General features: G+C 37.6%; 17 protein-coding genes. 4 read left to right on the top strand and 13 right to left on the bottom strand.

Annotated elements, in window-relative coordinates:
- Positions 1-32: 32 nt before the first annotated feature.
- Both CALSC_RS06565 and CALSC_RS06560 read left to right on the top strand, forming a co-directional pair.
- Complete coding sequence (locus tag CALSC_RS06565) at positions 33-1,514, top strand: aminoglycoside phosphotransferase family protein (RefSeq protein ID WP_235006704.1); 1,482 nt, start codon at positions 33-35, stop codon at positions 1,512-1,514.
- Between the two features lie 73 nt (positions 1,515-1,587).
- Positions 1,588-2,499 (top strand): shikimate dehydrogenase, encoded by a 912-nt coding sequence (locus CALSC_RS06560; RefSeq protein ID WP_088240584.1) that lies wholly within the window; start codon positions 1,588-1,590, stop codon positions 2,497-2,499.
- A gap of 105 nt (positions 2,500-2,604) precedes the next feature.
- On the opposite strand, the gene CALSC_RS06555 is transcribed toward CALSC_RS06560, so the two are convergent.
- The 4 genes from CALSC_RS06555 to CALSC_RS06540 all read right to left on the bottom strand — a co-directional run bounded on the left by CALSC_RS06555 (position 2,605) and on the right by CALSC_RS06540 (position 7,335).
- The gene (locus CALSC_RS06555; protein ID WP_088240583.1) at positions 2,605-3,837 is read right to left on the bottom strand and encodes a DUF445 domain-containing protein; all 1,233 of its coding nucleotides are present in this window, start codon (positions 3,835-3,837) and stop codon (positions 2,605-2,607) included.
- Positions 3,838-3,922: 85 nt separating this feature from the next.
- Positions 3,923-4,621 carry a bifunctional demethylmenaquinone methyltransferase/2-methoxy-6-polyprenyl-1,4-benzoquinol methylase UbiE gene (ubiE, locus tag CALSC_RS06550; protein WP_088240582.1) on the bottom strand — a complete coding sequence of 233 codons (699 nt, stop codon included), beginning with the start codon at positions 4,619-4,621 and terminating at the stop codon, positions 3,923-3,925.
- Positions 4,622-4,707: 86 nt separating this feature from the next.
- The gene (locus tag CALSC_RS06545) at positions 4,708-5,652 is read right to left on the bottom strand and encodes a response regulator (protein ID WP_088240581.1); all 945 of its coding nucleotides are present in this window, start codon (positions 5,650-5,652) and stop codon (positions 4,708-4,710) included.
- An 894-nt stretch (positions 5,653-6,546) separates the two neighbouring features.
- Complete coding sequence (locus tag CALSC_RS06540) at positions 6,547-7,335, bottom strand: SAM hydrolase/SAM-dependent halogenase family protein (RefSeq protein WP_088240580.1); 789 nt, start codon at positions 7,333-7,335, stop codon at positions 6,547-6,549.
- 227 nt (positions 7,336-7,562) lie between these two features.
- Between CALSC_RS06540 and pirA the strand changes: the two genes are divergently transcribed.
- Positions 7,563-7,718 (top strand): arginine synthesis PII-interacting regulator PirA, encoded by a 156-nt coding sequence (gene pirA / locus CALSC_RS26940; RefSeq protein WP_200817582.1) that lies wholly within the window; start codon positions 7,563-7,565, stop codon positions 7,716-7,718.
- Between the two features lie 202 nt (positions 7,719-7,920).
- Here pirA and CALSC_RS26310 read toward each other — a convergent pair whose 3' ends face one another.
- Positions 7,921-8,079 (bottom strand): hypothetical protein, encoded by a 159-nt coding sequence (locus CALSC_RS26310; protein WP_159460574.1) that lies wholly within the window; start codon positions 8,077-8,079, stop codon positions 7,921-7,923.
- A gap of 17 nt (positions 8,080-8,096) precedes the next feature.
- On the opposite strand from CALSC_RS26310, the gene CALSC_RS06530 reads away from it, so the two are divergent.
- The gene (locus CALSC_RS06530) at positions 8,097-8,468 is read left to right on the top strand and encodes a zinc ribbon domain-containing protein (protein ID WP_088240594.1); all 372 of its coding nucleotides are present in this window, start codon (positions 8,097-8,099) and stop codon (positions 8,466-8,468) included.
- 291 nt (positions 8,469-8,759) lie between these two features.
- On the opposite strand, the gene CALSC_RS06525 is transcribed toward CALSC_RS06530, so the two are convergent.
- The 8 genes from CALSC_RS06525 to CALSC_RS06490 all read right to left on the bottom strand — a co-directional run bounded on the left by CALSC_RS06525 (position 8,760) and on the right by CALSC_RS06490 (position 20,481).
- Positions 8,760-9,890, bottom strand: a complete 1,131-nt coding sequence (locus CALSC_RS06525; RefSeq protein ID WP_088240578.1) for a Gfo/Idh/MocA family protein — start codon at positions 9,888-9,890, stop codon at positions 8,760-8,762.
- 94 nt (positions 9,891-9,984) lie between these two features.
- Positions 9,985-10,995, bottom strand: coding sequence for an NAD-dependent epimerase/dehydratase family protein (locus tag CALSC_RS06520; protein WP_088240577.1), 1,011 nt, complete (start codon positions 10,993-10,995; stop codon positions 9,985-9,987).
- A gap of 216 nt (positions 10,996-11,211) precedes the next feature.
- The gene (locus CALSC_RS06515; protein WP_088240576.1) at positions 11,212-12,129 is read right to left on the bottom strand and encodes a glycosyltransferase family 2 protein; all 918 of its coding nucleotides are present in this window, start codon (positions 12,127-12,129) and stop codon (positions 11,212-11,214) included.
- A gap of 199 nt (positions 12,130-12,328) precedes the next feature.
- Entirely contained in the window at positions 12,329-13,870 is a 1,542-nt protein-coding gene (locus tag CALSC_RS06510; RefSeq protein WP_200817581.1) for a haloacid dehalogenase-like hydrolase, read from the bottom strand.
- 575 nt (positions 13,871-14,445) lie between these two features.
- Entirely contained in the window at positions 14,446-16,344 is a 1,899-nt protein-coding gene (locus tag CALSC_RS06505) for a glycoside hydrolase family 9 protein (protein ID WP_088240575.1), read from the bottom strand.
- Between the two features lie 41 nt (positions 16,345-16,385).
- Positions 16,386-17,678, bottom strand: a complete 1,293-nt coding sequence (locus CALSC_RS06500) for a glycosyltransferase family 4 protein (RefSeq protein ID WP_088240574.1) — start codon at positions 17,676-17,678, stop codon at positions 16,386-16,388.
- Between the two features lie 200 nt (positions 17,679-17,878).
- Positions 17,879-19,159: an oligosaccharide flippase family protein gene (locus tag CALSC_RS06495; RefSeq protein WP_088240573.1), complete on the bottom strand. Its 1,281-nt coding sequence runs from the start codon at positions 19,157-19,159 to the stop codon at positions 17,879-17,881.
- A complete protein-coding gene (locus CALSC_RS06490; protein ID WP_088240572.1) occupies positions 19,156-20,481 on the bottom strand; it encodes an O-antigen ligase family protein in 1,326 nt (441 codons plus the stop codon). The genes CALSC_RS06495 and CALSC_RS06490 overlap by 4 nt, the downstream gene beginning before the upstream one ends.
- Between the last annotated feature and the right edge of the window lie 301 nt (positions 20,482-20,782).

The following is a 20,782-nucleotide window of genomic DNA, read 5'->3' as shown; positions in this document are numbered from 1 at the left end:
TTCTGGAGTTTCCAATTGACTGTGAAAAGGCTATGAGTGAAACTAAGCCAGAAAAATCGCATCAAGGTCAAACCTCACCTCTGTTCGCCATATTATCATTCTTCAACCAGGCGATGCCCCTAAAGGGAGTCACTCAAGGGGCGATCGCTAAATTTTTTCAGGGCAAATGGGAATCTTATCTTTATGGGATTCTACCCCACCCCACTGAACCTAGGGTTTTGATGCTATCCGATAAGAGTGGTTACTTTCTACCTTATGTTCGTGTCAATAAAATGATCAACCCTAGTAATTTCGGGACTATCAAGAAAGTAATAGAGCAAGAACTTGGGATTTCGCTAAACATTTTATATGCTGCCAGCAAGGATTACGATAAATCGAAACGTCAAATTCGCGGGATATATGTGCTGGAGCGGAATGGTTCCATTACAGAACTGAAAGAAGGTTCTTGGATAGACATAGAAACTTTGCGAAATTTATCCCTAAAACAACCCGAACATAAATTAGTTATCGAAGAATATCTAAGAGAAATTGAGAGTGATAATATTCCAGAACTGCGTCCACCTTGGAGTAAAGTAGGTTGGTTTGACTGTGCAACTCAATGGATTGAAGAGCAATTATTGGAATTAAACTATAAACAACTTTCTCCCATAAAATGCATCAAAAGTTGGGGAATTTCTTGTATATTGCGGGTTCATACCAGCGCAGGAAATATTTATTTCAAGGAAGCTTCTACATTACCTCTTTTTTGTAACGAACCAGCAGTTACAGCAGAATTAGCAAATTTATTTCCCGAACATATTCCTACTGTCCTGGGTATAAATACTGAGCGTCACTGGATGTTATTAGCTGATTTTGGAGAACCTGTTGGTCGAAATGCACCCGTAAAGTTACAAAAGGATATCTATCATTTACTCGCTCAAATACAAATAAAATCAGTTGCGCATAGAGATAATTTATTGAGCATAGGCTGTTTAGACCGGCGTTTGGCTCGACTGGAAACTCAAATAGATGTCCTATTCAATGATGAAAATGTCCTATCTGAGATGAATACAGCCGAAATTAATCAATTAAACACCCTTGCTCCGTATTTAAAAAATTTATGCTTTCAGCTAGCTGAATATCAAATCCCACAGACATTAGTTCATGGGGATCTGCATTTACATAACGTTGCTTTTTCTCAGGATAACTACCTCTTGTTTGATTGGACTGATAGCTGTATCTCTCATCCTTTTTTCGATATGTTTGAGTTGTTTTTTCCTCGAAACAATAAACCTTTTTTATCACCTTTAAAGGTTTTGCGAGATGAATACCTAACTCAATGGACGCTTTATGAACCAAGGTCACGCTTAATAGAAGCCTGGAAAATAGCCAAACCGTTATGTGCTTTACATCATGCAGTTACATACCAACATATTATCGCCTGTTTAGAACCAAGAGCAAAACAGGAGCTTAATGGTCTACCCATTTTTCTAAGAGAATTGCTGAAATGCTCAATTGAAGGGATTAAAAAATAATCTTGATTGAAATTAAACTGTATCAAGTGATGTCAAATAGCATAGGATTGCTATAGTCACCGATGAAGGATAAATGATTACAGGGAAAACGCAACTACTGGGAGTGATTGGACATCCGGTGGAACATTCACTGTCTCCAACCATGCATAATGCCGCGATCGCGAATTTAGGACTAGACTATGTATACCTACCGTTCCCCATTGCACCAGAGAACTTAAAAACAGCTTTGGATGGTTTTGCAGCCATTGGAGTGGTGGGTTTTAGTATCACAATTCCCCACAAACAGGCAATATTACCTTTATTATCAGACATCACACCCATTGCCCAAGCTGTAGGAGCCGTCAATACAGTTGTACGCAAAGATAATCAATGGGTAGGTACGAATACAGATGTAGACGGATTTATATCACCATTGCGAAACTATAACCATGACTGGAGTCAACAAGTCGCAGTGGTTTTGGGAAATGGTGGTGCAGCCAGGGCAGTGGTAGCAGGTTTAACCCAATTAGGCATCTCTGAAATTCATCTATTGGGACGTAATCTGGAAAAACTACAAGCATTCCAGCAGAGTTGGGAAAATTCGCCTTTGGAAGTAAATTTACAAGTGCATGAATGGAAATCTCTACCAGAATTAATTTCCCAGGCTAATTTACTGGTAAATACTACCCCTGTGGGTATGTATCCACGGATAGGAGAATCTCCCGTCAGTGTAGAAGATATAGCCAATTTGCCACCAGGAGCGATCGCTTATGATTTGATTTACACACCTAACCCGACGCAATTTTTACAACAAGCACAACAGGTAGGAGCAGTTGCCATGGATGGGTTAGAAATGTTAGTACAACAAGGTGTGATCGCTCTAAAAATGTGGTTACAACAAGATACTGTGCCTATAGATATTATGCGTCAAGCACTGCGAGAGCAACTGTCAGGAAGAGGCAGGGGAGTAGGGAGCAGGGAGCAGGGAGCAGGGAGTAGGGAGTAGGGGAGCTTTCACAAATAAATTTGGGGGCTTGTATCCTTTTCTTTTTTTTTCAATTAAGTAATAAGTAATAAGTTTCAAACTGGTATTAAATTAGCAGTGATAGGGTCAATTATTTAATAACAGGAAAATTGTTTGAAAAGAACCCACAACCAACCCCAAAATACCACCCAAAGTTACAATTGCTTGCAACTCATTTTTCACAATCCCCTCAATTGCAGTTTCTAAATCAGCAGGGGGAGTAGCTTTAATCCGCTCAATAATTACTTGGTCAATGGATAAAATGGGAATAGCCTGAGATACTATAATTTCCAAATCTTTTTCCAAATATTTTTCCAAAATCAGAGCTAATTCTTGACTGACTACTTGCAAAGAACTACTCATCACCTCAGAAGAGCTGAGACGATTTACTAACAGCACAGAAATACGATCCCAATTGACTGAATCTGTTAATCCTTGAAGTAAATCTCCTCCATTGGTTTGGATATACTGGCGCACACTTTCTCTGGTACTCTTTCGCAATTGTCTCACGGTAGATATTGGTAAGTTTTGTAAAGAAATACTCTGGAAAAAACGCTGTAAACGCTCACGCATTTGCAAATTTTGAATCCATTCCTTAATTCGAGTATTGGAGATTTCTTTCTCATCCAAGCAAAAGGTACGCAAACGAATCAAAGTATTACGTAATCCAAACAGATTTGCTACAACCCAATAAGTACCACTACTTTTTTCACGAAAGCTTTCATCAATAGTTTGAATAGTGCGATCAGTCAAAAAATCAATGATAGTTAACCTAATTTTATCTGGTGATAAAACTACTTTGAGTAACCAGCCGGCAAGTTTTTGAGATTGCTCTTCACTCAATTGAAACTCTAATAATATCAGGTCAAATATTTGATTAATTTGTGCTTCTAAAAAGTCTTCCCTTCTAGCTAAAACCTTCAGTAATTTTGGCAAAGATTCACCTAATAAGTCCCGTAAAATTCCAGCGATAATTTTGGCAGTTTTTTGTTCTTTTTCGGACTTTATCTGGTCAATTGCCATCCTTAACAACCACAAAATAGCCGCCTCAACCCGTTCCGTTTGCAATAGTCGCCGCGCCAAATTTTGGATTTCCTCTGGGGTTAATAGAGAATCCATAATTGCATTAGCAATATTCTGAGCCAGACGCGCTTGATTACGGGGAATGAGTCCAGGTGTAAAGGGAATTCTCCGCCCACCAATGTAGATAGCTCGGTAAGGACGAAATAACATTTTTATGGCTATGTCGTTTGTATAATAGCCAATAATTCCACCTGCAATGGGAGGAGTTATATATAACCAAAGATGATACCAATCCACGGGATTTTTGATTTTGGCGTTTAGATTAATCTGAGCGTAGCTGACTCCATTGCCTTAGCTTTCCGCAGGATAGGAGTAAAAATGCCTAACTATCCGATTTAGTTACTACCAATACTCCCATCATATCGTTAACAATGGGGTAATGAGTTGCCTTGACAAAACCAGCTTGCAAAGCAATTTCTACTTGTTTCTCACCCTTGGGGAAACGCTCCAAACTCGGATTAATGTAAGCGTATTCTTCCCGAGCTCCCATCCAATCACCTATAGAAACTACAAGATTGTTGAGGTACCAATTTTGAAAGTCGATTGCTAGGGAATTTTGGGGACGATGGAAATCTAAGATAGCAGCTTTTGCTCCTGGTTTGAGGACGCGATGAATTTCTTTTATGCTTTGAGGAATATCAGTAACATTCCTTAATCCATAGCCCATAGTGGCTGCATGGAAGCGATTGTCATCAAAAGGTAACTGGAGGACATCGGCTTCAATCCAAGTAATGGGAGGAGTAGGATACTTGTCTAGGGAACGTTGTTTAGCGATGGCTAACTGTGCAGAAGAAAAATCAACTCCATAAACTTGTCCTGTTTCCCCTACCCTTTGTGCTAATTGGAATGCTAAATCGCCGCTTCCACAACACAAATCGAGGCAGATACCCCCTAGTTTAGCACCACTCCATTTCACCGTCATTTCCTTCCAAATCCGGTGTTGTCCCAAACTTAACCAATCATTTAAGCGATCGTAAATGGGAGCAATTTGGTCAAAAATAGCGCGTATTTCGTCAGACATTAGCTGTGAGTAAGTGATTAGTCATTATTTTATCCTCAAGGGATTGTCTCAAAGAGTCAAGCATTAATGACTATTAGACTCTAACCTCAAAACTTACAGCTACAAGTGAGAGCAATAGCCACTAATTGGGCTGATAGATGAATTAGCTTCAATTCATCTTCTGGTAAATCATGGGTATGCTTCCATTGTAAAGAAAGAATAGCGATCGCTTTACCAGCATAAGTAATGGGGGTAACTAAATGTGCTTTTATACCAGTATCAGCATAGTGAGAGACACTTGCTAAGTTTTTGTCTTTGGATACATTTGCTGATACTTGAATTTGCCCAGTGGCGATTGCGTTTTGGGCGAGAGGATCTTGAGCTAACCAGTTTTCTATATTTCCTTCATTACTACAAGTACCCTGTTGAGCAATTAGAGCGCCATTTTCTAGCATTTGTAAAATACATTTATCAGCAGTGAAATTTTGCCTGAATGCTGTAGCAATCTGATTCAAGGTAGTTTGTATATCTTCATTTTGTTGAGCTACCTGTACTAATACAGCTAACAACGCCATTTGTGCATGAGCTCGTTCTAGCTCTTCAGTACGTTGTTTGAGCAAATCATAAGTTTCCACTGCTCTATCTACCAGCAGCTTTAATTCATCTGGATCCCAGGGCTTGGTGATATATTTGTAAACTTGCCCTGCATTAATGGCATCTACAAGGTCTTCAATATCAGTGAAACCCGTAAGAATAATTCTCACAGTATTGGGGAATTGAGGTAAAGTCTTGCGAAGAAACTCTGTTCCTTTCATTTCCGGCATTCTTTGATCGGAGATAATCACAGCAACTTCCCCTTCTTCTGCCAAAATCTCCAGAGCTTCCATCCCACTATGAGCTTTTAAAACGTGGAACTCTCGGCGAAAAGTGCGATACAACAGATCGAGGTTATCTATTTCATCATCAACTACCAAAATTTTTGGTTTCTTAGATTTCGCCATTCTCATCATTTGAGTATGAATATTATTAATTTCAGTCACAGAATTACTCATAAAATATTAATTAAATTATGTTGTTATATCTCAAAGATTTGGGAGTGAAAAGGACTTTATTAGCTAGGTAACTTTATTTATTAAATTTGCAACCTGACTGTTACTGACCATTACTACAATTATGGAGCAATGTAGACTGTATATAGTACGAGTAATTACTTAATTTATATTCATAAATTCTTTTATTCATAACCCATGATTTTGTATTTGAGTGTAATGATGAAACGTCTTTGACAAAATTTGAGGTGTGATTACCAGCTATCACCCCCGCCACTGTCACCACCACCAAAATCACTACCACCAAAACTTCCAGAGTCAGAACCATTAGAAGACCAAGAGCTATAGCAAAATACGCCATAGAGGTTGATTATGCTGGAGTTTCATACTACTTTCTCTATCTTTGTCCCACAAAATCGGGGTTGTTCTTCATCTAGAAAGATAGTTTTAGTATTCCCAGAAATACTTCAAGAATACTTCTATAGCACTACCAAAGCACGTTAGAACATTCTTGAATTTCGAGAATCCATGAAAAATAAAGCTTTTAGTCTGAAAATAAGTAATCAAACAAAAATATTTATCATTATTACGAACTACGCGAAGTTATCCTAACCCTTGTGATTGCTTCGTTTCACTCCGTTACACTCGCAATGACATTGTGTAATTAATTATGTTTAACTACTTATGTCCTAACCTAAAAGCGTAGTGCTATATATGTGCAACACCAATAATTTGGTTTACAGAATTTGGCGCATCTTGATAAAGAAATGGTATGTTTCCTAGTTCCTAACTATTTTCAAGACAATCTTTCATGGGCAATTTTACTCACAACCAAAGATGAAAATACCTCTTCCCTGTCCCCCAACCCTTAACACCTAACCCCTATTTTCAAGCTAGTCACCATTGAACTGTAATCTCGCTTCCTACTTTCATCTGCAATTGCAATTGTGCATTACCACTGTTGACAGCAATTTCCACCCAATTATGGCTACCAATTAAAGCGATCGCTTCCCCAATCCTCCCATCTGCATAGGTTTTATAATTACTAATCTTCCAATCACCTAGTTGCACATACCAATTTTTATCTACTAGGGAACTCCCAGGAATATTGGTGACTAAATTACCAAAGTGATCAATATACTGGATGCATCCGAATATACTGTCAGACTGGTAAGTACATTCAACTAACTCTAACCTCATCAATGTTGCGGGATTAATTATTGTCCCTAATTCTTGAATTCCAACCCCATTGGCAAGATGGGCTGCCACTGGTGCAAATATATCTCGACCATGGAAAGTACTACTAGGGGTAGAAGTATGCCAATATTTATGATTTGTCAGTTCCACTGCGGTGATTGCATCATAACGGGACAGCACTCCACTTAATAAACCATTATCTGGTGCAACCAAAAATCCCGATGTTAATTCTACAGCGATCGCTCGCCGCTTTCCCCCCACTCCCGGATCTACCACCGCCACATGCACGGTTCCTGGGGGAAAATAAGGGTAGGCATTCATTAAGCAAAATCGTCCAGCAGCAATGTTTTGTGGTGGGATTCGGTGGTTTATGTCTATAACCCTAGTACTGGCGTTTATTTGGGCAATTATTCCTTTCATTACACCCACATATTCATCACTATTACCAAAATCACTCAGCAGAGTTATTAGTGTTGGCTGCTGTTCCATATTTATCACCCAAAAAATCTCAAATATCGCACTACGCAATCAGGTGCTACCTACCGGCATTTCAGAATACTTTGAGGTTGTAACACACTTTACCTAATCCTGATTGAACAGAAATAAATTAGCTTATTGCATAACATTAAGTTTATATGTTTACTGTAGCCTGTGTAACAAAAATTCGATAAATTTGGAAATACAGAAAATAAATCGAAATATTAAAGGTTTCAATTATGCATACCAAAAGAGGAAAAGTGGTTAACAATATGCGAGAGGTTCATAAGCAGAACATTCAAAAAAATCTCGAACATCGGTTGCAAGTAGCAAGGGATAAAGGCGATATGGGTCTAATTAGGCAATTAGAAGCCGAAATGAAGCATTTTCAATAAATTATCGACCTCAGTTCATATTTTATCCTTATCTTTGACCCGTTATGACCGGTTTTATATTAGTAGTATTACAACAGAGGGTATAAATAACTGGGAATAAATGTTGAAGCAGGCAGCTTTGCAAGAGACAGAGGGCATTCCTCCTGCCTCCTGACTTCTAAGCAGGGGAGCAGGGGGCAGGGAGCAGGGGGAAGGAAAAATTCTACTTAGATAATTGATGGTGAAAATTTTTTTCATCGGGACTGTCTCCTGCCTCCTGCCTTCTGCCTTCTGCCTTCTGCCTTCTGCCTTCTGCCTTCTGCCTTCTGCCTTCTGCCTTCTGCCTTCTGCCTTCTGTGATAATATTGCTATATTCATTCATTTATCAGCATAGTGGCTTTGAAGACTGCAACCTGTCCTCGCTGTCATCAACCCGTAAATTCCCAGGCAGTTACCTGTCCTTATTGTGGTACCCAGTTAAAAGCATATGGACATCCGGGTATACCTTTGCATCGTGCCAATGGAGTAGACTATCTGTGCGATAGCTGTACATACCACAATGATGATAGCTGTAATTTTCCTCAGCGTCCCTATGCTCAGGAATGTACTCTCTATGAAAATTTTGCAGAACATGAGTTGGAATTACAACAACTAACTCAAGCCAAGAATTTTAGTATCACTTTTCGTAATTGGGTACGACACAATCAGACTTTATTGTTGCTGTTAGGCTTATTATTTATCTGTTTTGCGATCGCTTTGTCTATGTCTTGAAAATAGTAGCGATCGCTTATTATCCCAACAGAGATTCTCATATTTCTGTTACCAACAAATGTATTACTTAGGGCTTGCTGTTCGCGGAGCGTGCCGTTAGGCATAAAAGTCCTTTGGTGAGGGTAGGGAGTAGGGAGTAGTTCGGTGCCTCTTTATTTCTATTCTTTTTGCCAGAAAAAATAACAGATGCAAGGATTTTAAACCTAAAATCCTAATTTCCTTGCACTTATTTCCCAATAAAATAGCCTCAAAGCATTGATAAATCAATATTTTTCAGTTATTCAGCAGACCCTACTTAGCCCAATACATAGGGAAAATAGCGTCAAATGAGGTTGTCAGCTTATAAAAGCATCCTCCTTCGAATGCATTATGGATAGCGATCGCTAACTCATTATTATGTAATGAAACATCAGCCGCCATCCGACTACGCCGATTCTCAAAGATTGCAGCAGCCATTTCTGCGATTCCTCGGCTAAAGTCCATATTTTGGGCTCCGCGAGTATATTTAGATGTGAGCGGCTTTCGTACTAGTGGATATTTTTGCTTAATTGGGTTCATAAACACCTTACGACCAATCCGCGTTAGTCGTTGAATATAGACTGAATCACTGTAATCCCAGCAATCATGGATACTTAAAATCCCTTTATCTCCAATAATGCTCAGTTTGTGATCATGGGGAGCCACAATACTACAGGTCAAACGAGCCACCACCCCTGATTGAAATTTAATACAAGCCACAGAAAAATCAGGGGTATCGGCAGGTGTTAACTCAACATCCGTTTCCTTATTAGGAATCAGACAGGATGAAAATGATGTCACCGTCTCGGCAGGACCAAAAAATGCAGTTAGCCAGTTAACGTAGTAGCCCGCATGTTCGATTGTACAGCCTACTTCAAACTCGTCTGCGTAAGGCCAAGGCTTACCTGACTTACTCACCCATTTCTGATAAGGCATTTGATGAACCATACCATCATCCATTTCGGCATACACTAGGCGTACTGGACCCACCATATTTTCTCTCAGGGCCTTCCACACAGTCTGTGCCGTTTCTCCCAGCAGGCTGCAAGGAGCAGATGAGATTTGTAGCCCTCGATTTTCAGCTATCTGAACTAAATCCTTTGCTTCAGGAATCGTCATAGCTAAAGGCTTTTCAGAATACACATGTTTACCAGCCTCCAAGCAAGACTTTGACACCTGATAATGACTTCTAGGATCAGTCAAATTGACAACAATCTTCACTTGGGAATCCGCCAACAGTTCTTCCAGAGAATCATAAGTCGGAATTGAATAATATGTAGCAAACTGATGTTGACGGTCTTTATTTTTATCTGTGACTCCAACCAACTCTAATTGGGGATAAAGTGGCAATGTACTCATGTAATAGTCAGCAACAAAACCACAACCAACGATAGCAATTTTCATATAAATTATTGTCAATATAGATATCAAAAATTTAGTACAGTCATTAAAAGAGAATTGAGGTAGATAAATTTAAATAGTCAGGATCTTTATCAGTTCAAACAGAGATTAATTCCATCTCGTGATTCCAGATGCGTTCCAGAGTATCTTGCCAGGAATAGGGGGGATGCCAATTCAGAATTTCCTTGGCTTTTTGATTAGAATAAGTCATGGGTTTTAGTCGTGCATCAAGGCGAGGTGGAATCAGTAAACCAGGTAACTTTAACATTCCACCCAAGACTCTTTGATTGACAAACCAGAAGACTTGGGCAATCCCTCGCAGCAATAACCAGTTGACTGGTACTATCTGGGGAGGATTTGGAGAATGCTTTACTAGTATGTCAGTATAATTTTTGCGAGTAGGAAGCTCATCATCCACAATATTCAGGGTTGTATCCACTGCTGCTTTCGCCTCCACTGCTGTGACAATAGCATCAGCACAATTTTCCACATAGGTGACTGGCATTATTCCCGAAGCTCCAATCAATAACCAAAGCGGGCCAAACCCAGCCCCATGACAAGCATTCCAGAGTACTTCTCGCCCATAAATCATTCCCGGTCGCAGAATTGTCACAGCACTATGGGGGAGAGATGCAAATTCACGAACAAGCTGTTCTTGCATTAATTTTGTTTGAGCATAAGCATCACGTGTGCTAGGAGAAGTCTCTATTGGACATGACTCATCCAGAGTATTCCCATCTGAGACTTGAGAATAGTCATATACGGAGAAGCTACTAATAGAGATTAGCCTCATAACCTGGGCACATTCCATCGCTTTCAGTAGATTTTGCGTCGTTAATACAGTTCCTTTACAGGCTTTTACAAAATCGCTACTTTTGGATGCTACCAAGTGGATAACACAATCCACTCCTGAGACAGTAGAAACAAGCTCAGGAGCAACAGCAAGATCTGCTTTGACAATTTCAACAGCATCGTGGTTAGACCAGGTTAACAAAGATATATCCTGATGGGGACGTACAACAGCCCTGACTTCATATCCACGACGCAGAGCATTAACAACCACATATTGTCCCAAAAATCCTGATGCTCCAGTAATCAATAGCTTCACAAACTAAACTCCTGATTTGATTCTGATGTTTACAGGACTTACGCAACGAAGATTTGTCATTGCGACCGAAACGAAGTGTAGGGAAGCAATCCCAGGATTTTTGCGATTACGTCGCTGTCGTTCGTCCGTTCCGGACATGCTACGCAAACGTAATGACGCAGTAACGTTACTTTTGCGTAAGTCCTAGTTTAAAAAGTGCGATCGAAAAATTTTATTTTATTTCCATTGACCTTGAAGTCCAAATAGACCTGAAATAGTTCCTAATCCTCGATAAATACTCAACAGAGCAGAAACTAATTTATGTTTACCTTGAATTATGGCTGGGACAAAAGATACTACTCCTAATCCAATCAAAACAGCACCTTTTAAAAAGCGCATTAACCAATATTTTGATGAAGAATATATATCTGTTTCAATAAAGCTGTAAGAACTCCAACCCCAGTAACCGCGTTGTAATATCCACTTTAAATTAGTACGTGATGGTGGAATCCATTCATCAACAATTGCTTCATTTGCCCATACTATTTTATATCCTTGAGAATGCAAACGCATAAACAGATGAGTATCTTCTGCTCCTTTAATAGCAAACCTTTGATCAAAAATTACGTTTAGTTTTTTTAATCTCTCAGCTCGAACCAACACATTATTTGTAAAAGCTGTTTCTAGTAGAGTTCCTGTTTGATGAAGTCTAGGAATAAAGAAATTACCATTACAAATCCATTCAGGCAAATCTTGCTCTTCAAAACAAGGAAATACTGGTCCTGTAACTATATCCGCATCATACTTTTGCTGTGTTAGTAAAAACTCTTCTAGCCAATTAGAACGAGGCACCTCATCATCATCAATCATGACAATAAAATTAGATTGTTTCGAAGAATTTTTTATCGCACGATTACGAGCAAAAGTGACTCCTTGGGTTGGTTCAATATCATATTTTAATGGCCATTTAAACTCTGTTTTTATGCGATCGCATAAATTTTGTGCAGATCCAGAAGCATCATTATCAACTACAATCACTTCTATATCTGGCAAGGTAATTTTATTGAACTTTAAGCGATTAATCCCCTCCATTAATCTTTCGAGACCATGAGGACGTTTATATGTTGCAATACATATAGATACCTTTACAGTCATAAGCTGTTACCTCATATAATGAGTAAACTTATTGTGTTTATAAAAATCCAATTTTAAAACAGATAAAATCTGATTTAGATAGAACAATTGATATAGTATATGGCGGTTAAATAAACCAATTAATATGAAGAATACATGGATTATTCAGAATTTTTAACTATAGTCTTTTTATCCTAATTATTGATTGTTCGTATCACAACTAAGATATTTGATGTGCCTGCCAATCATCTTGTTTAATTGGATGTGCTTGATGAATAATTTCTCTGAATTGTTTGCGTCCCCGCCAAGCGCAATAGACGAAAATACATAAACTTTGCCAACTAATTAATAAAGAAGTATCTTGATTTCCCAGAGATGCAGCTATAAGTAAGAAAGTAAAGATTACACATCGAAATAAGTTAGTGAATAAGTGTCCTACATTTGCAGTCCAATTACCAACCTTCGCATATCGATAAATAATATAAGGAAGCCAGCGAGATAGTACTTGTGCTGCAAACAGCATTGATCCAACAATATTTGTTGTTGTTATTACCAGAAAACCAAAGCACTTATAAACTTGTAAACATGGAAATAGCCAAACTCTCGTTTGTTTATCTACACGATTGTAAACCCAGTAAGTAGCTCTTAAGAGTAAAAGTAAACCAAACCATAATCCAATCTTAGTTAATATTTTACTCAAATCCAGTTGATTAAATCCAAAAATAAAGTCATCATTGTGAATGATTGTTGTTAACTCAAGTAATACAATACCAGGGATTGCTAATATTGATGACCAGATCCAAGGTTGCCAGAGATTAATAATTGGTTTATATTTTTGATAGTTTGCTGTTAGTTGAGGCGATTTTTCAAATTTTTCTGCAATTAAATCGTTCTCCATATAACCAATTTCGTAAATACACCAGAAGGAGAACATTAATAATGTCATACTGGCAAAATGTAAAAGAGGTTGATGACTTAACCAAGTAGATGCCATTACTAACATTAGTAAATCATCTTTGATAATTGTTTTAAATAAATATTGATCGCCAGGTTTTTTAACTTTTTCTGTATATACTAAGGGTATATAAATATCAGACATAGCAGGTATATATTGTGCTTCGTGCCATACAAGCAGACAGGGATGAGAAGCAGATAATAGCAGAGTTTCATCATCATTAGAATCTGTAATTACCAGAGAATTAGTAACAGCATCTTTATCTAAAGAATCTGTTACCATTTGCAATTTACCTTTAACTCTGTCTATTCCACCTTGCCAAAATCTACAGGAAATGACTCGATTTATTTCTAATGATAAATGTTTAATAATAGGGTAAACTATTAAATCAAAGCCTAATGTACCAATAATAATTGGGCAATCTTTTCTATTTTCTAATGCCTTAATCAGAGCTTTATTTTCATAATTATGAGCTAATGTTTTAGCTTTCCACTGCCATATTATCAAAGTCCAAGGGAGAAATATAGTTGCTATTAATACTCGCATCCAATCTCTGGAAAAATCACCTTTAATTGCATCTGGTAACCAATTCCACGGTTTCAGAAAGTTCAATAATGTTAATACAAATTTTCCAATAATACGAGGTTGTAAGCTATTAAGGTATTCTTCTGTGGAGTTGCGTAATAAAAGAGTTTCGTCAAAATCGACAATAATTGGAGTACCCCCTGGTACATTCTCTACTAAATTAATTGCTGCTTCCTCTGAGTAACAATTAATATTTTTATCATTTTGAGATATCTGTAACATAAATAGTAGTATTTATGATGATTGTGAGCAAGAATATTTTTAATGACTTTGTAACCAAATCATTAGGGCTTTAATCTCTTTATGTGTCTACACATAAAATTAACCGTTATAGGACAATATAAAATATCTTATAAAAATTAGAATATAATATTTTATGCCGGTCATAAAAAATGATGGGATACATTGTAATTTTTTTAAACAAGTATTCCGTCCTCTATAATTTAGTCTATTGCAAGCATTTTTATTTAGTATTACTTGTTGTTTTTTTAATACTAATAATATATTCATCCAAATAGTATAAGAACATATCTATATTATTAGAGATAAGTAAATATTGTTAATCGTACAATTACTTAAAAAATATACATATAGCACTACGCGCAAGTAATTATTAATTAATAATTAATAAGTTTACTGCTCATAGGTTTCATCATTTAAAAATTTCCTAACGTACTTTGGTAATGCTATAAATACAATTCTTTTAGAAGTCTTAAAAAAATCTGCAACATTGATAAGTAACCTAATGTCCTAACCTGTATGTCTGTTGCTATAACTTATGGTCAATATCATAAATTTCACTGAGATTGACAAAAATAAGCCAATAAATTTACATAAGCAGCCTGATAATAAATTGCTGGTTCCGTAATACTCCAAGAATCTTCGGAAAAACCTCCCCAAAAATTCCAGCTACTATTCCAGTCTTTATATGCCTTCTGGGGTGGTTCACCAAAAGGAGGAGCCACTTGTTTTACTTTGTAGTATTTATTAGCTCCACCAGCCAGCAACCCTGGAACTGGGCCATATTTAGAATTGATACCATCATAGACACTGCCATCATGGAACCAGTTGTGGAATATTTCCATGACGCTCTTTTCCGCCCCTGCATTAGCGCCTTTGGCTCCCATATTGCTTAGGTATACCCATGAAAGGGGATTACGACCGTGGATATAATGTAAATACTCTTCAGCGTTTTGCTCATAGAATTGATTGCGTGATTCATCAACAGCTAATAATTTGGCGAAGAGAAATGTCATTCCCCAGTTTGCCTTCACCTGATTAGAACCCCAGAAATAGTCCCAGATAATGGCGCGATAAGGATCTTTTTGATTCACCTCCAGATTATTAAACCAGGAAGTTGTGGTTTTGAGAGCGTTTTTAATCTCAGTTACCTTGGCTGAATCTGCACCTGGAGTTTGAGCATAGGTGATATATGCAAGTTGTTGTGCCCAAGGATGTTTCTTATCCCCCATAGGATCGAACCAACCATCTTTCAAGGGTGTATAGTGGCGATCAAAATATAGTTTATATTCAGCTTTATATGTAGCTCGATAAAGTTCCGCAGCAGCCCACAGTCGTAACATTTTATCTTTACCTTCTTCATCACCTTGGGCTGCACAACTTAATTTTCCTTTACTCCCATAATCATGACCATTTTCAGGTAATTTATTGGGAGTGCGCTCTAGGTATTTCCAAGCCTTTTCGGAGGCACTAATTAGTTGTTTGGTATAACCAGGGTAGATTTTCTCGAATCTTCTAAGTACGCGAGATGCATTGGCACTACCAATAATTAAGCTGGAAGTTGCCCAAGTGGTTGGTTCTGTATAATATCGCCTCTCCTTATCTGTGTGAGGTGTACCAGTAAAACATCCACCCTTACTACTAGCAACACGATTCGCTACAGAACCATCTGCCATTTGCATTCGCAATATCCAATCTAATTCCCACTTAATTTCATCTAAAATATCGGGGACACCGTTACCACTTTCAGGAATATTGTAATTATCGGCAAATATGCCAGGATTTATTTCGTAGGCATTAATTAAATTCCACAGAGGTTTACTGGTGAAGGAAACATATTTATTCATATCACCAGCATCATGCCAACCACCATGAACGTCTTTGGATGGAGCTTTTTTAGTATAACTTTGTGCTGCTAAATCTTGATGTGTTCCCAGATGGCAAGCAGCATGAGTCCATTTTCCTCCGTACTTGGCAGATATTTCGGTACCACAACGCTGATAATAGAAAGCTCTCATTGCTGCTTTGATTACAGGATTATAGATATCATCCCGAATTGCAAAACTATAGGAACGTACTTTATTAACTGAATCGTAAATATAGTAAGTACCTTTCTTTTTCAAATCGCTGAAATTTCCCCACCAAATTTGGTCTCCAGAACTACTATCTATTTTTTCATCTTTCCAAGGTACAACTGAACCAGTATATACAGTTTTGTTATTATCTTCCCGACGAATTTCAAACTTTCCACCTGGTAAATAAGAAACTTGGGAATTTTGACCTTTGACAGGATTAGCAAATATCGCCACTTTTTCAGTTGGCGATCGCCAACCAAATTGATCGATAATTATTTGTTCAGTTTGTTGATTATTAAAAGCATTTACACTGATAGAAAAAATAGATAGCAAGGATAGTCCGAGCATGACTAGAATCACGAATAGATTTTTCTTATTCATAAATAAATCGGTTACTTGTGATATGCCCGTTATCCTTGAGATTAATCAACCCTTAGGGTCTTCCAAAAATTAGGCTTTTGATCTTCCTTACCTAAAACCCAGTGATAAATTTCTACATTTTTTTGAGCTTTGATATCCCAAGAATAATGACCAATAGCATGTTCATAGGCTGCTTGTCCTAATTTTGCCCGGCATCCGGGATCTTGCACTAATTCTTCTAAAGCTTTTGTAAAAGACTTGACCATATGTGCTTTGTCGCCCATAGGTATCTTGACTCCACGATCCGCGTCTACTAATGCACCGCATCCACCATAATCCATGACGACACAAGCCAAACCACAAGCCATAGCCTCAATCACGACCCCAGCCCCCAGCTCTCGAATAGAGGGAAATGCGAAGATATCAGCCTCACGCATCAATTGACTGACTTTTTCGTGGGGGACATTTCCCAATAGTTGTATGCAGTCCCCTAAATCTTCCTGTTGCACCAGAGCTTCTAAACGTTCACGTTCAGCCCCATCTCCCGCCATGAGAAGTTGATGCTGCTGGAGTATTTTACTACTAGCAAAGGCTTGAATTACTACCTCCGGCATTTTGTAAGGCACTAAACGCCCTACGTAGAGAACTGTGACTTTTTCTTTCAGCTCCCGTACTGGTAAATTGAATAAAGTGGGATCAATACCAACTTCTGGGAAGTTGATGATTTGTTCTTGAGAGGAAGATGGCAAGTCAGCAATTGTGTGATCAAATGCAGCCAGAATTGCATTAGCCTTTCTATAAGTTGATTGTTGGTATGGGAGAACTTTGTAGAAGTCACGGAAGTTACTGAGCCATTCTCGTTCACGACTTTGTTCTACAGCAAACTGCTTAGGCCATCTTAATCCACCATTCAATGGCCCTAACACAAAAGGAACTGGACTCCAAGCAGCCATTGGGCTGGGAAGAGTAGGTGTCATGGGGGTGAGTCGATGAACCACATCAAATTTACCCTGTTTCAATTCAGTTTTAAATTGTCTCCATACAGCCCACTCAAAATACAAATAGGCTGGATAGATCAAAGCACGATAGATTGTCCAACCAATATTTTTTTTATGTCCTCCCATTAGAAAAGCAGCCAATTTTTCTAACGGTCTGACTACCAATTCAACGTCTAAAAAAATGACTTTAGCACCTTTAATGCCACCATGTTTCTCAATGTTTTCCCGATTCTGGATCTGAGTAACGACGACTAAATCATCAACATGATCTACTAAAGTTTCTGCATAGCGATATGCCCATGCAGGTAGAGAGTACCATTCTGGATTACATTCAAAAGCTAGCAATAAAACACGCATATAATTGTTATTTATTGAGATTAATATAAATCTATAAAATATTCGGCCATTCAGTAGTTTGTATGATAAACAAGTATAGGCATCATGTTTGATGACAAAATCATGATCCCAGATACTGAAGAAACAAATATTCTATTTTTAGAGTTCCCAAAATTCTTGGTTAAGTAACAGTATGATATTTAATATCAATACATTCAATTCTAATTATTTCTTATTTCTTGGTTATAGAAGTAAAAAACTACTGACCATAAAATGAGCATTTTTAAACCATCTGAAGCTAAACTAGACCAAGCTGCACCTTTCCACGAGTAAAGAGGTATGAGCCAAAGATTTAGCAAAAAATTAAACAGAGCAGTAGTAACTTGTACTGCACTCCGCACCCCTTGAAATCCGGCTCCAGTTAAGGTATCTGCTGCAAAGTGCTGTAAACCCATTAAAAATGGTAAAGGTGCCAGCCAACGTAAAGCTTCTACTACATTTACATATTGATTACCTAATATATAAGGAACAACTGGAGCTAGAAAATATATTCCCAAGCCTGCAATTATTCCATATAAGCCTGAAATCCCAGATAGACGAGTTGCAAAATTAATACTACCACTAACACCTGCTATTCCTTTCTGAAAAAACTTAGTATAAGCTGCACCCATGAGAGATTGTATCGGGATGCCAGCAATATCAATTAGACGATAAGCGGCACCATAAATTCCTGTTGCATCTAATGTAGAAAAGCGTGCCAACATAGTTTTATCTACATTATGATTCACAGTTTCAGCAGATAAGCCAACAGCAAAATAAAATCCTTCCTGGCACTCAGATTTGAATTTTGATAAATCTAATTTAGGAGCTGCAATATTTTTATTAACAAGTAAAAAACTAATTAATGCTGCTGCAAATGTAAAAACACAATACAGAAAGCTCCAGGTGATTAAATCATGATTCTGAAAACATAATAAAAAAATACAAATAGCACCTAGGTTTTTCAGACTTAATAAAAGACTTAGCTGAGCTGTAATACTAACTTTATTCACAGCGAGAAAAGCTTTAATAGCACTGTCAATTATTAAAGTAAATATTAGGTCTGCTATCCCAACTAAAAATATCACCAATATAGATATTTGGGGAGGAAATATATAACTACTAGTTAATAATAATATGCTAGTTAATATCAATCCACTAACGACAATTATCAATACAGAATTTCCCCAATATTCACTAAAAACATTACTATTTCTAGATACATTTTTAATTAATAGATCGCCAGTACCCAAAGTAGCAAATGGTCTGAGTAATCCAGCCAGTGCAGTAATACCGACAAAAGCCCCATAATTGTCAGCTCCCAGAAAGCGAGCCAGCATAATAAAGTAAGCAGCTTGGACACCTAATTTCAGCCCATTGGAGAACAACATCCATAAGGTGTTGCGTAACAAGGAATTTTGCAGTATTTGGGAAAAACTAAATTTTAATCCGAGAAATTTCATTGTTTATGATGTGGAGATATTTCTAGATAATTCCATGATTTTTGTTCTAGATGATGGCATATTTTTACCTGTTCGTACTCTATGACAATGGAAAAACTAATAGAAACAAATAATATCCAAAAAATACTATTATTAGCGAGTAAAGTACTTTCACTAATGTTATAAAGTGCTAAAAAAGCTAGATATAATAATGGCCAGATACCTTCGACATTATTAGTAATTCTTAACCATTTTATACCTTTCACATAAGTAATTATATAGCCAAACAAAAATAACCCTAATCCGGAAAAACCTAATTCTGCCAATAAATCCATAAAGCCATTGTGACCATAGGGACATTCCCACTCTAGTTGTTTCCACAGGTAAGCCGTAGCTTCATTATTCCAGTTTTGCCATACGGCGTTTAATCCGTAACCTAGTAATGGACGTTCTTGGATGATATCCCACATGGCTATCCAAATATTTGTCCGTCCTGTGAGAGTTAAATCTCTTCCCAAAGTAGTTGCAATTACATCCAATTGGTCGAAAATTAATATTGCTGTACTACCAACTACAAGGATAACAGCAATCATAAAAGGCATTACTTGGGTATAATTACGTCGCCAAGTTCTATATAAAGGTATTATTGTTGTCAAGGTGAGAGAAACAATTAAGGCTGTTTTGGAAGTACACAGTAAGATTAAAAGAATTGACAATCCATAGCCTAGCCAGGGAATCCAATGATATTTTTGTTTTGTTGGCGACAAAGAAATTCCTCGTAATAAAAATACCATGCTACTGAGAACCATAATCCTACCTAACAGGTTTTTATGAGTCATGACTCCTCGCCAAGCACCAGCATGAGCTCCCCCTTCCTGAAAAGTCATGATCCCAGTATTTGGTAGGGCGATAGCAAATACAAAACTGAGGATAATAATACTACCAAATACCCAGCTTAATAACTCTAATTGTTCGCGTAAATTATAACGAACAGCAATATAAGCTCCGAATACAGTTGTTCCTAAAAGGAGAATGCTACGACGCAGAGTAATATCAGGTTCTATTGTCCACAATACTGAAGCTATCGCCATTCCTGCTAGTAACCAAATCCAGATATTTTTCCATGCCACACTGCGAGTAAATTGCAGAAAAATTTGGCGATATTCCAGGATTAAGATAGCAGTAATTACATAAATCCCCAGAAACAAAATAGGGCTGAATGGGTCTTGAGAAAAGCCATTGGAATCCTCTTTTTCTAGGAGGACGGGGATTAATGCAGAAGTAGAAAGAAATAAAGCGAAAATAACAAATATCTTTTCTAATGACAGAATTAGCTTATGCATCACTGCTTCAGTTGATAAATAAATATATCTTTAAGGAAGATTATGAGGTTATTGAAAGTATGTTCTATAGATGTTTGGCATTAACATCATTTAGCATCTTTGTATTAACTATTTCCCAGGCTGAAGCTGAAAACTTAAATACCTGAATCTCTGCCTTTACACTTAACAGGAACTAGATACTAAGTAGGTTGGCGTAAAAAATTATCGTTTGGATAAGGCAGGGGGCAGGGAGCAGGGAGCAGGGGGAACAAGGGTTTTAGGCTTATTTACTATTCTTCACATAGTTTGGTTTTATTGTGCC

It is taken from the genome of Calothrix rhizosoleniae SC01 (genome assembly GCF_900185595.1).
GTDB classification, from domain to species: Bacteria; Cyanobacteriota; Cyanobacteriia; order Cyanobacteriales; family Nostocaceae; genus Calothrix_A; species Calothrix_A rhizosoleniae.
The sequence above is the reverse complement of the archived record's forward strand: the minus strand, read 5'-3'. Positions and strand labels throughout refer to the sequence as shown.